Origin of the sequence: Hydrotalea lipotrueae, from assembly GCF_019249625.1 — a bacterium.
GTDB classification, from domain to species: domain Bacteria; phylum Bacteroidota; class Bacteroidia; order Chitinophagales; family Chitinophagaceae; genus Hydrotalea; species Hydrotalea flava.
Genome location: NZ_JAESDL010000003.1, coordinates 60,388 through 74,742 on the forward strand (window position 1 = coordinate 60,388; position 14,355 = coordinate 74,742).

General features: G+C 35.0%; 13 protein-coding genes. 1 reads left to right on the plus strand and 12 read right to left on the minus strand.

The genetic code is table 11. The features are described 5' to 3' along the window. Window positions 1-32 precede the first annotated feature (32 nt). Genes JK139_RS03385 through mraZ form a run of 8 tightly spaced genes read right to left on the minus strand, consistent with a single transcriptional unit; the run spans window position 33 to window position 9,405 of the window. Window positions 33-1,346: an FtsW/RodA/SpoVE family cell cycle protein gene (locus JK139_RS03385; protein ID WP_081299039.1), complete on the minus strand. Its 1,314-nt coding sequence runs from the start codon at window positions 1,344-1,346 to the stop codon at window positions 33-35. 3 nt (window positions 1,347-1,349) lie between these two features. Beyond that, window positions 1,350-2,735: a UDP-N-acetylmuramoyl-L-alanine--D-glutamate ligase gene (gene murD, locus JK139_RS03390; protein ID WP_074417866.1), complete on the minus strand. Its 1,386-nt coding sequence runs from the start codon at window positions 2,733-2,735 to the stop codon at window positions 1,350-1,352. Window positions 2,736-2,744: 9 nt separating this feature from the next. Continuing rightward, a complete protein-coding gene (gene mraY, locus JK139_RS03395; RefSeq protein ID WP_074417867.1) occupies window positions 2,745-4,058 on the minus strand; it encodes a phospho-N-acetylmuramoyl-pentapeptide-transferase in 1,314 nt (437 codons plus the stop codon). A 30-nt stretch (window positions 4,059-4,088) separates the two neighbouring features. Further along, entirely contained in the window at window positions 4,089-5,549 is a 1,461-nt protein-coding gene (locus JK139_RS03400; RefSeq protein WP_218330596.1) for a UDP-N-acetylmuramoyl-L-alanyl-D-glutamate--2,6-diaminopimelate ligase, read from the minus strand. A gap of 5 nt (window positions 5,550-5,554) precedes the next feature. Next, window positions 5,555-7,663: a penicillin-binding protein gene (locus JK139_RS03405; protein ID WP_074420707.1), complete on the minus strand. Its 2,109-nt coding sequence runs from the start codon at window positions 7,661-7,663 to the stop codon at window positions 5,555-5,557. 6 nt (window positions 7,664-7,669) lie between these two features. Beyond that, window positions 7,670-7,999 (minus strand): FtsL-like putative cell division protein, encoded by a 330-nt coding sequence (locus tag JK139_RS03410; protein WP_074420706.1) that lies wholly within the window; start codon window positions 7,997-7,999, stop codon window positions 7,670-7,672. Window positions 8,000-8,016: 17 nt separating this feature from the next. Further along, the gene (gene rsmH, locus JK139_RS03415) at window positions 8,017-8,916 is read right to left on the minus strand and encodes a 16S rRNA (cytosine(1402)-N(4))-methyltransferase RsmH (RefSeq protein WP_074420705.1); all 900 of its coding nucleotides are present in this window, start codon (window positions 8,914-8,916) and stop codon (window positions 8,017-8,019) included. A gap of 30 nt (window positions 8,917-8,946) precedes the next feature. Beyond that, window positions 8,947-9,405 carry a division/cell wall cluster transcriptional repressor MraZ gene (mraZ, locus tag JK139_RS03420; RefSeq protein ID WP_074417871.1) on the minus strand — a complete coding sequence of 153 codons (459 nt, stop codon included), beginning with the start codon at window positions 9,403-9,405 and terminating at the stop codon, window positions 8,947-8,949. Between the two features lie 362 nt (window positions 9,406-9,767). Here mraZ and JK139_RS03425 point away from each other — a divergent pair, with 362 nt between their 5' ends. Beyond that, entirely contained in the window at window positions 9,768-11,024 is a 1,257-nt protein-coding gene (locus JK139_RS03425) for an S-adenosylmethionine:tRNA ribosyltransferase-isomerase (protein ID WP_074417872.1), read from the plus strand. Here JK139_RS03425 and JK139_RS03430 read toward each other — a convergent pair. The 4 genes from JK139_RS03430 to JK139_RS03445 all read right to left on the minus strand — a co-directional run bounded on the left by JK139_RS03430 (window position 11,021) and on the right by JK139_RS03445 (window position 14,344). Then, window positions 11,021-12,352, minus strand: coding sequence for a sensor histidine kinase (locus tag JK139_RS03430; RefSeq protein WP_228733102.1), 1,332 nt, complete (start codon window positions 12,350-12,352; stop codon window positions 11,021-11,023). The genes JK139_RS03425 and JK139_RS03430 overlap by 4 nt on opposite strands. A gap of 110 nt (window positions 12,353-12,462) precedes the next feature. Continuing rightward, window positions 12,463-13,119, minus strand: coding sequence for a CoA transferase subunit B (locus tag JK139_RS03435; protein ID WP_074417873.1), 657 nt, complete (start codon window positions 13,117-13,119; stop codon window positions 12,463-12,465). 42 nt (window positions 13,120-13,161) lie between these two features. Then, entirely contained in the window at window positions 13,162-13,860 is a 699-nt protein-coding gene (locus tag JK139_RS03440; protein WP_074417874.1) for a CoA transferase subunit A, read from the minus strand. Between the two features lie 163 nt (window positions 13,861-14,023). Then, on the minus strand, window positions 14,024-14,344 hold the full coding sequence (locus JK139_RS03445) for a DUF4296 domain-containing protein (protein WP_074417875.1): 321 nt from the start codon (window positions 14,342-14,344) through the stop codon (window positions 14,024-14,026). Window positions 14,345-14,355 lie beyond the last annotated feature (11 nt).

Sequence of the window (14,355 nt, forward strand, 5' to 3'; positions counted from 1 at the left end):
ATTGTTGTATCATAATATTATACAATTTAGAATCAAGCGTTTTGTAATGGTACCTGAACTAACTTTTCATCTATATTTTGTTTCTCGTCTTCATTGGTTTTACCTTCTAACTGTTCAACATTTCTTGCTACACTTAGAATAATACCTATCGATGCGCAAGTAAATAAGAAAGAGCTTCCGCCCATACTAATTAAGGGTAGTGTAACGCCGGTAACGGGTACCATATTTACATTCACTGCCATATTTGCCATGGCCTGTATAACAAGGGTAAAGCTGAGTGCCAGCGCTAAAAATGCACCAAATGCATAAGGGCATCTTCTGAAAATACTGATACATCTGAATAAAAAAAGTAAGTAAATAAAAATAACAAACCCGCCTCCTAACAAGCCATACTCTTCAATAATGATGGCATAAATAAAATCATTATAAGCCTGCGGCAAATAATTCCGTTGTCTGCTATTACCAGGACCTAATCCCAATAAAACACCTCCATTGGCAATGGCAATTTTAGCCTGCTGTACCTGATAAGGTACTTCTGCATTGTTGGAATAAATAAAATCCTGTACCCTTTTTACCCAGGTAGATAACCGACCAAATGAATTGAGTTTTTCTATATTTTCTGTTTTATAGTTATTGCCGGGTTTTACCGGTTTGTAAGTAGTAATAGCAATGGTAATAATGATCATAACCGGAATGGAAGCCACCATCAATAATAAAAGAATGTGTTTAATACTTACACGGCCAATAAACATGAGTAATAAAGAAGTGGCACCTGTTAATAATGCATTTGACAAATTAGCAGGCATAATGAAAGCACAAACCAGAATAACCGGAATAACAATGGGGATAAACCCTTCTTTAAAATCTTTGATTACCCGTTGTTTTTTACTTAGCATTTTAGATAAATACATAAACAAAGCCAGCTTGGCAAAATCACTGGTTTGAAAAGTCATGTTAATAATGGGCAGTCTAATCCATCTGCTTCCATCATTAATTCGGGTACCAAATAATAAAGTATATAACAATAATGGAATGGAAACCAGAAACAATATTGTTGCTACTCTTGAAAAAATGGTATAATTAACTCTGTGCAAGAAATAAATAATCAGCATACCCATTACCATAAAAGCCAGTTGCTTAAATAAATAAATCTCATTATTGCCTTTATTCATTTTATAAGCAAGTGAACCGGTTGCACTATATACCACAAGTACTGATATTAAAGTCAGTAAAATAACGATACCCCATATGTATTTATCACCTCTTGTTTTTTGCAAGAGTTGTCCCTTCATACCTTCTATTGAAGATATTTGTGTAAAAAGTGTATCGCTATTTGCCTGACTCATTTTTTATAAATCTTTTACAGCAACTTTAAATTGATTACCCCTGTCTTCAAAATTTTTAAACAGGTCGAAGCTGGCACAGGCAGGGCTTAATAAGACAACATCACCCTTTGTTGCTAATTTAAAAGATTGTTCTACTGCATCTTTTGCGGAAGCTGTTTCGATGATTACCGGAACAACATTTTTAAAAGCAGTAACAATTTTTTTATTGTCGGTACCCATGCAAACAATTGCTTTTACCTTTTCTCTCACCAGGTCGGTAATCAGGCTATAATCGTTTCCTTTATCAATACCGCCCAGTATAAGAATAGTAGGCTTGTTCATACTCTCCAAAGCAAACCAGGTACTGTTTACATTGGTTGCCTTACTATCATTAATAAATTCAACACCGCGAACGGTTGCTACAAACTCCATTCGATGCGCAAGGCTTTGAAAATCATTCACCGCCTCTCTAATTTTTTCTTTTCTGATTCCTACTGTTGTTGCAGCAATACATGCAGCCATTGTGTTGTAAGTGTTATGCTTTCCTTTTAAAGCAAAATCATAAATGCTCATGCTTACGCGTTCTTCCTGAATGCGTAACATCATTTGATCTCCTTTTAGGTAAGCTCCGTTTTTAATTTCGTGTTTCATAGAGAATGATAAGGGGTTAGTATGAGTGATTGAAATTTTGTTTAATTCTTTTTTAATAACATCGTCATCATCGCAATAAATAAAATAATCATCGGTAGTTTGATTTTCAATAATCCTAAACTTACTGTTGACGTAGTTTTGAAAATTATATTCATATCTGTCTAAATGATCTTCTGTAATATTGAGCAGTACAGCAACATGTGGCTTAAAGGCAATAATATCATCTAATTGAAAAGAACTGATTTCGGCAACATACCATTGCTTAGGAGCTAATGCAACCTGTTTCGCAAATGAAATACCAATATTACCTACCATTGCACAATCCATTCCTGCCTTATCCAGAATATGATACATTAATGCTGTGGTAGTACTTTTGCCATTACTACCGGTTATTGCAATGATCTTGCTTTCGCCACAATACCGGTATGCCAATTCCACTTCACTGATAATGGGTATGCCTTTTTGTTTAACTTTTTTTATTATTTCATTTTTATCGGCTATTCCCGGACTTTTTACAACAATAGCTGCTTCCTCTATTTTATGAATTGAATGTAATTGCTCTTCAAACTCAATTCCAAATTGTTGCAACTCGAGTTTGTATTTTTCAGCAATTGTATTACCATCAGATACAAAGACTGAAAACCCTTTCTGCTTTGCAAGAATAGCAGCACCAACACCACTTTCGCCAGCACCTAATACTACTAACTTTCGATTAGCAGGGTTTTTAAAATCAATATGTTTAAATATATCTGGATGCATGGTATGATACTATCTAATTTTTAAGGTTACAATTGACAACAGCACACAAAAGATGGTTATAATCCAAAATCGTACAGCAATTTTACTTTCATGAAAACCTTTTTTCTGATAATGATGATGCAAAGGACTCATGAGAAAAATTCGCCTGCCTTCGCCAAACTTTTTCTTGGTGTATTTAAAATAAGCCACCTGAATAATTACACTTAATTCTTCAATTAAAAACACACCACAAAATATTGGTATCAATAATTCTTTCCGAACAATAATTGCCAATGAGGCAATAATTCCTCCTAACGCAAGGCTGCCGGTATCGCCCATGAAAACTTCTGCAGGATATGCATTGTACCATAAAAATCCAATACAGGCGCCAACAAATGCACCAACAAAAATGGAGAGTTCGCCCAAATTGGGGATATACATGATATTTAAATATTCAGCAAACTTTAAATTACCACTCACATAAACGAATATGCCCAATCCTGCACCAATAATGGCACTTACACCTGCTGCCAGTCCATCTAAACCGTCTGTTATATTTGCACCGTTCGAAACAGCAGCAATGATGAATGTTACAATTAATATATAAATAATCCAGGTATAAGCCTCGGCTCTGTTCCCCATCCAACTAATTAATTTACTATAATTAAATTCATGATTTTTGGTAAATGGAATGGTGGTGATGGGTGTTTTTACTTCAACAAATCTTCTGCTCTCGCCTTCAATATTTTTGGTAACAACATTAGAGCCTCTTGCTACAATTTCACCGGGATGCAACGATTTATTTACTTCTTTCGTAATAATTTCTCGTTCAACCGTTACATTACTATTAAAATATAAAGTGGCGCCAATAATAATACCCAAGCCAACCTGCCCAATAATTTTACTGACTCCGGCCAAACCATCACTGTTTTTCTTTTTGTATTGTTCACCCCGTTTACCTGCCAGCCTTCTTGCTTTAATTTTAAAATAATCATCTAAAAAACCAATTATTCCAAGCCATACTGTACAAAGCAACATGAGGCGTATGTAAACCTTACTTAAATCCGCAAATAATAAAGTTGGAATTATAATCGCCAATAAAATAATTATACCCCCCATAGTAGGAGTTCCCTTTTTCTGTTGCTCTCCTGCCAAACCCAAATCACGCACCGTTTCACCAATTTGTTTATCCTTCAAAAAAATAATTATCCTTTTACCATAAACTGTAGTAATAATTAACGATAATAATATAGCCATAGCTGCCCTGAAGGTGAGGTATTGAAATACACCTGCCCCCATTATGTTGAAGTGTTGTTTAAGCCAGCTAAATAATTCGTATAACATAGTTTATATTATTATCTATCATTTATAAATTCATTCAAACTTTGCAAACATTTCCCGCAATACTTGTTTATCATCGAATGGATATTTCACTCCGTTTATTTCCTGATATTTTTCGTGACCCTTTCCTGCTACAAGTATAATATCACCGGTATTTGCCATTTTAACGGCTTTTTCTATAGCCTGCCTTCTGTCGGGTATCGCAACATATTTTTTCTTTGCTGCAGTAGTCAATCCATTTTCCATATCAGCAAGAATATCCATTGGATTTTCGCTTCTGGGATTGTCGCTTGTAAAAATGGCCTTATTGCTTAAATCACATGCAACCTGCGCCATAATGGGTCTTTTGGTTTTATCCCTATCACCACCGCAACCCACTACAGTTATGATTTGCTGAAAATTTTTTTTTAATTTTATCAGTGTAGTTAATACATTTTCTAAAGCATCTGGTGTATGCGCATAATCAACAATTCCTATAACCTGATTTTTACTTATAATGTAATCAAACCTTCCCTCTGCTCCGGTTATACCACTGAGAACAGTTAATGTTTTTTCGGAATCTTCTTTTAAACATAATGCAGTACCATATACAGCCAATAAATTGTATGCATTAAATTCACCAATAAGCCTGAAATGAACCTCTTGCTTATTGATAAGCATTTGTAAACCCGTTAAAGCATTATCTAAAATTTTTCCTTTAAAATCAGATGAGGCTTTTAAACTGTAATAGTATTTTACAGCTCTGGTGTTTTGCAACATTACTTCACCACGTTTATCATCTTTATTAGAAAGTGCAAAAGCATTTTCTGTTAAATTATCAAAAAAGCTTTTTTTAACCCGGATATATTCTTCAAATGTTTTGTGGTAATCTAAATGATCGAGTGTAATATTGGTAAATATTGCTCCTTTAAACTGAAGACCTGTTATTCTATGTTGATGAATAGCATGGCTGCTGCATTCCATAAACACATGCGAACAATTTTCGGTAACCATTCTTTGCAATAATGCATTCAAGCTGATGGCATCTGGTGTGGTATGTGTGGCAGGAATAATGTTTTGATTGATTTGATTTTGAACAGTACTAATCAAACCGCATGAATATCCTAAACCTGAAAAAAGTTTGTACAACAATGTAGCCACCGTTGTTTTTCCATTGGTACCTGTAACACCCACCAATATCATTTTTTCGGAAGGATAATCATAAAAATTATGTGCCATATAAGCCACGGCTTCATGGGTACTGTTTACTTTAATGTAAGTAATATTTTTTTCAAATTGTAGTGGTAAAACTTCAGCAATAATTGCAATAGCACCATTAACAATAGCCGCATCAATGAATAAATGACCATCTGCCTTTTCGCCCTTTATGGCAATAAAAACTGAATTTTGTTCTACTTTACGTGAATCAATATATAAACCGGATATCGCAATATCGGTATTGCCATACACTTCCTGTAAACGCACTTTATATAATATATCCTGCAATAACTTCATGTTGCTTAATTTAATGCTACCGTTAATATTTGTCCTTTGGAAATTGTTTCGCCCGGTATAATGGACTGATCTATTACTTTACCTACTCCTTTGGCATTTACTTTTAAACCCATATTACCGCACAAATACATTACATCTTTTAAACCCATACCCTTTAAAGAAGGCATTCGATAAAGCTGTATTTTTTTTGTATATACAATTGCATGACTTGGGGTGCCTGCAATACCGGCCCAATCATCTACAATAGAAACCGAATCGGTTGTTTTTATTTTCAATGATTTTGCAATATTCAATAAGTCAGTTTTATAACCAATATAATTAAAATGCGTACTATCGTTTTTAGCAACTGCAAATTGCGTACTGCTTTGTTTAACGTAAAGGGTATATAGTCTGTCTGCAATTTCTTTAAACACAACACCAGCCACTGCTGCACCATAAAAAACTTTTGCAAAAGGCTTATTTTTGATTACCACAATGCAGGTATACTGCGGGTTGTTGGCGGGGAAATAACCTGCAAATGAAGATTGATAAACTTTATCTGCATATCCTTTATTTGCATCTGCTACCAGAGCGGTACCGGTTTTACCTGCAACAGTATAGGGTGTATTTTTAAAAAGCTCTTTAGCAGTACCATTTGTACATACGCCTTCCAAACATGATTGAACTTGTTTTAAAGTAGTATTACTGCAAACTTTATCAATAAGTGTTACTGGTTCAATTTTCTTTAATACATTACCTTCTTCTACAATTGCGTTGACCAAATAGGGTTTCATCATTACACCGTTGTTGGCAATAGCATTGTATAATGTGAGTATTTGCAAGGGGGTAACCTCCACATTGTATCCAAATGCCATCCAAGGTAGTGTAGTAGCACTCCAACTTCTGCTTCCGGGTTTAATGATGGTAGAATTTCTTTCTCCAACCAAATCAATTCCGGTAGTTTCATCCAATCTAAAATCATGTAATTTTTTAATGAATGATCGTGGATTATTTTTATAGGCATCCAACGCCATTTCGGCCACCCCAACATTTGAACTTAGTTCAAATGCATGTTTTGCAGTAACTTCAAAATGTCCATGTTGTTCTGCATCATAAATGGTTCTATCGGCAATTTTTAATGTACCGCCATGCAGGTTTACAGTTTGACCTAATGTAATTTTTTTATCTTCTAATAAAGCCATTAATGTTGCCAGCTTAAAAGTTGATCCCGGCTCTGATGCATTGATTGCATAGTTATAATTTTCATAATAACTACCATCAGTACCTTTACCCAGGTTGGCCATTGCTTTAATTTTACCAGTAGCTGTTTCCATTACAATGGCGCAACCGTGTTGTGCATCGTTTTGTACCAACATTTTCATGAGTGCATTTTCGGTAATTTCCTGAATCAACACATCAATATTTGTAATTATATCTTTTCCGTTTATTGCTTCTGTTTCGTAACCGGCATCTACCGGAACTCCCACTCCACCTGCAATGTATCGAACAAGGCGGCTTCCTGATTTGCCACGTAGAATACTATCATAACTTAATTCCAATCCCACTTTAAATGAATCCCGATCTAAGCCAATGGTTCTAAAAGCCAGCATTTTATATGGATTGAGCCGTATACTTTTATCATCAGCAATAAATCCGCTTTTATTTTTTCCCAAACGAACCAATGGAAAGTTTTTTAGTGTTGTGTATTGCTGATAGGTAATACTTCTTTTTAATAGAAAATAACGAAACTTCTCTCTGTAACCTTTCAGTAAAATTCTTTTATAACCTGCGGCAGATTCATCTTTAAAAAGATTGGCGAGTGAAATGCTGAGCGAATCAATATTTTCTCTGAACCTTTTTCCATTTCTTTCACGTAATCCATCAGCGCCAAAATCTACATATATATCAAATTGCGGAATACTGGTACTTAACATTTCGCCATCCTCACTATAAATGGTACCTCGCTCTGCATCGGTTTCTACATAACGTTCATGCAAACTGTCGCTTAAACTTTGCCAGTATTTTCCCTGTACCTGCTGAATATAAACAGCTTTGGCAAATATGGTAATACCAACCGCTACAATTAAAATGTAGGTTAGGTATACTCTCCATAATATGTCGCGTTTTACATCCATTTTATACTATTTCTTTTTAGTATATAATTTAACGGGTAATTCTTTGTTAATCTGAATACCCATTGGTTCAACTTTTTTTAAAATTTCTGTTTCTTCAGTTTTAAACATCACTTCACTTTTCAGTGTTTTATATTGATATTGTAAATCTTTGATATCATTTTTTGTTTTACTGATATTTCGAATTGTTTTATCAGCAACATGGCCATTAGCGATATACAGAACTGCCAAAAAACTAATGAATAAAATAAAAAACAGATTATTGGTAATCCATTCAGAATTAAAAAGCCTTTGCAATGGCTTTCCGTTTTTATTTTCTGTTTTATTATTCGTATTCATGGTATTGAATCATGCTTTTATAATTTTTCAGCTACTCTTAGCTTGGCACTTCTGCTCCTTGAATTCATTTTTATTTCACTCTCAGAAGGCACAATTGGTTTTTTGGATATCAGTTCAAACTCCTGTTTTTTGGGCGTTGAAATGAAAGGGTTTTCATCTTCAACTGTTGTTCCTTTAAAATAATTTTTCACCAGCCTGTCTTCTAATGAATGGAAAGTAATAAAAGCCGCACGGCCACTGGTTTTTAATATAGTCGGCAATTGCAGTAATAAATCATTGAGTGCCCCCAATTCATCATTTACTTCTATTCGTAATGCTTGAAATACCTGAGCAAAATATTTATTAGGATTACCCTTTACCATCTCTGCCAAAGCTGCTTTAAACTGTGCAACATTGCTTACGGAGGTATGCTGACGGTATTGAACAATATGCTTGGCTAAAGTTTTAGCATTGGTAACCTCACCGTATTTTTCAAATAACTTGTGTAATTGGTGTTCAGAATAAGTAGCAATAATTTTTTCAGCAGTTAATTCAGAACGACCGTCCATACGCATATCTAAAGGCCCATCGAATCGTATTGAAAACCCCCTTGATGCTTCATTGAACTGATGACTGCTTACACCTAAATCGGCTAAAATACCATCTACCTGAAACACACCATGCAATTTTAAAAATCGTTGTATGTGTCTGAAATTTTCAGGAACAAATACCATACGAGCATCATGCGGAAAATTTTGAAAAGCATCTGCATCCTGATCAAAAGCAAATAACCTACCCTCCGCATTCAGGTGCTTTAAAATTGCAGCAGAATGTCCACCTCCTCCAAAAGTGCAATCAACATAAATGCCATTGGGCTGAATGGCCAGCATATCAATTGTTTCTGAAAGAAGTACTGGTATATGGTAAGTATTATTCATTGTAGCGCAATTAAAAATGTAAAACCATGATTATATACCACCTTCTAAACCCGACATTACTTCTTTGGCTAAATCGCTAAAAGCTTCCGGTGAAAAATCTTCAAAGAGCTGTTTGTATTTACCTGCATCCCAAATTTCAAAACGATCAATAGCTGCTGCTAATACAATATCTTTTTGCAATCCTGCATACTCCTTTAAAGATGCCGGCAATAACATACGGCCGGCGCTATCCAATTCTACTTCAGTAGCACCTCCTAAAAACTGGCGACGGAATTGACGTACTTTTGGATCAAAATCATTTAACCGATTAATCTTAGCAATAATGACTTCCCAGCTTTTAAAAGGATATAGTGTGAGGCATTTTTCAAAACCACGACTGAGGATAAAACGAGACTCCCCTTCCGGCAACTGCTTTTTCAAGCCACCGGGCAAAAGGAAGCGACCTTTCGCATCTACTGTAGCCTCATATTCGCCGTGAAATCCGTTCATTTTTAAAATTGTGCTTTAAAATTACCATTTATTTACACAAAATAACACTTTTTCCCACTTTAAATACAAATTTTGAGTACTTGTATTTATCCACAAAAAATAACAGAGCCAAATCCTTACCTGCATTAACTTTCAGCGATTTTTGATGAAAATTAAGGTGAATTCAATGTGAATTAGTGTGGATAAGCTGCAAAAATGCTGTGAATACAGGCGTTTACAAAACTTATTTTTGAAAATTTAAATGATAAAAACCACCCAAACAGTATTTGCCGAAATGGCTATACCTTGAGTAAAAAAGGATGAATGGATGCTTTATTGAACATTAATCTTTCAAAACACCAGTTATAAAATATTATGTTGTTATGCAGAAATCTATCAACCCACAACAAATTGCTATTCAGGAATACCAGTATGAATTACCGGAAAATGCCATTGCTAAATATCCGTTAGCCAAACGTGATGAAAGTAAATTATTAGTATACAAACAATCAACTATACATACCTCAACCTACCAGCATTTACCTGATTTTTTACCTGAAGATAGTATTTTGATTTTCAACAATACAAAGGTGGTAGAAGCGAGATTGTTATTCACTAAATCAACCGGCAGCACTATTGAAATATTTTGTTTAGAACCTTTTGATACGCATAAAGATATTACAATAGCCATGCAACAAACCGGTAATGTACAATGGAAATGCCTGATTGGTGGTGCAAAAAAATGGAAAGAAACCATATTGGAAAAAGTAATTACAATGCCTAACGGTACTCTATTGCTGCAAGCAGCAAAAAAAGAGGTATTAGACGAGGCAGGAACTTATTTGGTAGAATTTAATTGGAATGATGCAAATGTCAGCTTCGCTGAAATATTGCATTTTGCCGGTATTATACCATTACCCCCCTACTTGAACAGAGCAACGGAACAAGAAGATGCTATTCGGTATCAGACTATTTATGCTGAGAAAGATGGTTCGGTAGCAGCACCTACTGCAGGGCTTCATTTTACACCAGAATTAATGGATGCATTGAAACAAAAAGGAATACAAACCGATTATGTAACATTGCATGTTGGCGCCGGAACCTTTAAACCCGTGAAAGCTGCTTATTTAGCCGCACATGAAATGCATGCTGAGTTTATAGATGTTTCAAAACAGTTTATACAACATATACAAATGCAATTGAATTATCCAATTGTTGCAGTTGGCACCACTTCATTAAGAACCCTGGAATCACTTTATTGGATTGGTATAAAAATTCATCAGTATTATCAAAAAAACAAAACACTCAATTCTTTACAGGATATCACAGTAGAGCAATGGCTACCCTATCAACAACAGGAAAATGTTTCTATAGATCAGGCACTTAACTATATTCTACAATGGATGGATATTCAGGGTAAAGAAAGGCTCATTACAAAAACAAGTATCATCATTGTTCCAGGGTATGATTTTAAATTAGCAAAAGGTATTATTACTAATTTTCATCAACCACAATCTACTTTACTGTTATTAATTGCAGCGATGATTGGTGATGACTGGAAGCGTGTTTATGATTATGCACTGAACAATTCTTTCAGATTTTTAAGTTATGGTGATGGCAGTTTGCTTTGGAGGATTTAAGCAGTTACACCAACAGGCATTTCTATAGTAAAGGTTGTTCCCTTACCAAGGGTACTATCCACTCTTATTTTACCCTTGTGCGCATCAATTACGGTTTTAACATAACTCATGCCCAAGCCGAACCCTTTTACATTGTGCACATTACCGGTATGGGCCCTGTAAAATTTTTCGAAGACACGCTTCATGGTTTCCTTACTCATTCCAATACCATTGTCTTCTATCATAATAACAATATATTTATTGGTACTGTGTGTTGTAATTTTTATTTCAAGATTATCTTTTGAATATTTAATGGCATTATCAATCAGGTTCGATAATAAGTTGGAAAAATGAACTTCATCGGCCACCAGCATATCATTTTTTGCATTGAGTTGTAATACTACTTTGGCTTCTTTTTCCTTCAGTTGTAATTGATAATTTTCTACAATTTTACGTATCAGTTCATGCAAATGCAGTTGTATCTTTTTTAATTGCAGCTCCTGTTTTTCTGTAATAGCAGCCTGCAATATGGTTTCAACATGCTTATTCATTCTTTTATTTTCTTCTTTGATAATGCCACTGAAATAATTCAGCTTTTCTCTATCACTCTGCACTTTTTCATTTCTGATAGCATCAACCGCCAAGGATATGGTAGCCAATGGTGTTTTAAACTCATGCGTCATATTATTAATAAAATCACTCTTAATTTCGCTCAATTTTTTTTGATTTAAAAGTGTTCGCAGTGTAACAAAGAAAGCAGCAATAATTATAAGCATGAAAACTGCAGCACCGGCAATGATCCATTTCAGTGAATCCCAAACCTGTTTTTGAAAATCAGGAACAATGATAATTAAATTTTCATAAGGTCCAATCCCTTCTAAATCGCTGCCAGTTTCAGGTACCACCGGTACAAAAATTCTTCTGTTGTGTAATGTATCCCAGAATTCTTTTTCAAAGCCTGCTGATTTCATTTCTATTTCATCATTATTATTGGTAATGGCAAACTCAAAATTCAAATCTTTAATATTGGCTTTGTGAAATGCACTGCGTAATTTATGATCAACATCTTGTTGTGAAAATCGGTCGCTGATGGCAGGTGGTTTTATTAAACTTAAAAAATCATTGGCAATTCTAAAACCGGGTCGTTTTGGAAAACGAAGCGAAGGGGTATAATGCATACTCTTACTTAAATCAATAGCCACATTTACACAGGCTTCTTTTACATTTCGCTGTAACTGTTCCTGTCTTACTGCCAGTAAATTTTTTAACCAGGATGCTTGTAGAAGAAAAAGCCCGAAAAGGGAAAGAGATATCAAAACAACAATAAGCGGTAATGTTTTCTTCATCATGTATTTCAAATATAAAACCCTGACAAGAAATATGGAACAATCTGTTGGTTATTATCATGCTTTTAACTTATTTACCGGATATACCAGGTAAATAGAGTTTACTTAGAAAGTTAAATATGCATATCCGGAACATTAGCCGGGCAAACTAACCTGCCCAATGTTTTGGCTTTAATTTCTTCAACAGATACGCCCGGAGCCTTTTCTTTTAATAAAAAACCTTTGGGTGTAATTTCTAATACTGCTAAATCGGTTACAATTTTCTTCACGCATCGCAGTCCGGTAAGGGGCAAAGTACACGCAGGCAAGAGTTTGCTCTCACCTTTTGGATTGGTATGCATCATTGCTACAATAATATTTTTGGCACTGGCCACTAAGTCCATAGCGCCACCCATTCCTTTCACCATTTTACCCGGTATTTTCCAATTGGCAATATCTCCATTTTCACTCACCTCCATCGCACCTAATACAGTTAAATCTATCTTACCCGCCCGAATCATGCCAAAACTTTCTGCACTATCAAACAAAGCGGCACCTTTAATGAGTGTTACGGTTTCTTTTCCGGCATTAATTAAATCAGGATCTATTTCAGCTTCGGCAGGGTAAGGCCCCATTCCTAAAATGCCATTCTCTGATTGAAATATAACGGTGATGGATTGGGGTACATAATTGGCAACTAATGTTGGTATACCAATTCCTAAATTAACATACATGCCGTCTTGCAGTTCCTGCGCAATTCTTTTGGCAATTCCATATTTATCTAATGCCATAAAAAATGATTTAATGATGTTGAGAGAAATTTGAAAAAATATTTACTTCTCCATTCTTACTGTTCTTTTTTCAATTCTTTTTTGATAATGCCACCCCTGAAAAATCCTGTGTATATAAATGCCGGCAACATGTACCTCATCGGGATCTATTTCACCGGGTTGAACCAATTCTTCTACTTCTGCAATGGTAATATTACCGGCCTTTGCCATTGAAGTTGAAAAATTACGGGTTGTTTTTCTGAATACAAGATTTCCCATAGTATCTCCTTTCCAGGCTTTAACTATTGCAAAATCGGCATGCAGGGCTAACTCCATTAAATAGGGTTTATTATTAAAGTACCGTACTTCTTTACCAATTGCTACTTCTGTACCAAAACCTGCTGGTGTATAAAAGGCAGGAATGCCCATGGCGGCCATTTGTATTCTTGTGGCAAGTGTACCTTGTGGAATTAAATCAACTTCTAATTCTCCTTCCAATAATTGCCTTTCGAACTCTGCATTCTCGCCTACATAACTGCTAATCATTTTTTTTATCTGTTTTTTTTGCAGCAGAAGGCCTAAACCAAAATCATCTACTCCTGCATTATTGGAAATACAGGTTAAATTTTGAATACCCTTTTGTACAAGGGCAGCAATACTATTTTCAGGAATACCATTTAAGCCAAAACCACCCAACATAATGGTGGCACCTTCATGAATATCTTTGATGGCTTCTTGTGCATTTAAAACAACCTTATTCATACCTTACCATTTAAAATATGTATTGCAGCAATGCATGCATCATTCAAAAAAAACGAACATCTGCTTAGATGGTATGATGCATTTGATTATAACCGTTCTTATGCAAGATAAGGCAAATAATTAAGCCATAAAACGTAATGTTCTATAAAAAATTAATCTGTGCCTATTTATGAGTAGGTTGGGTATCAACAGATTTAAGTGTAACTCTTCTACCATATGCAGAAAGTGAGTCCACTAGTTTTTTCATTTTATCAGGATGTTGTTCATAATATGAGAGGCTATGATAAAAACTGCTTTTGGTAATATGATGCCAATAGAAAACCTGTTCAAATTGTTTACGGTCGTCTCTAATTTTTTTAAAAACGGTATCCTGCCCGGCTTTCATATTATTCCATTCATTTACATTCAGCAAATCCCACATTACCACTTTCATGGTATCAAAATTCAGTACAGGCATTTCTGATTTATGGCTATTACAGGCCATCAGGTAAATTA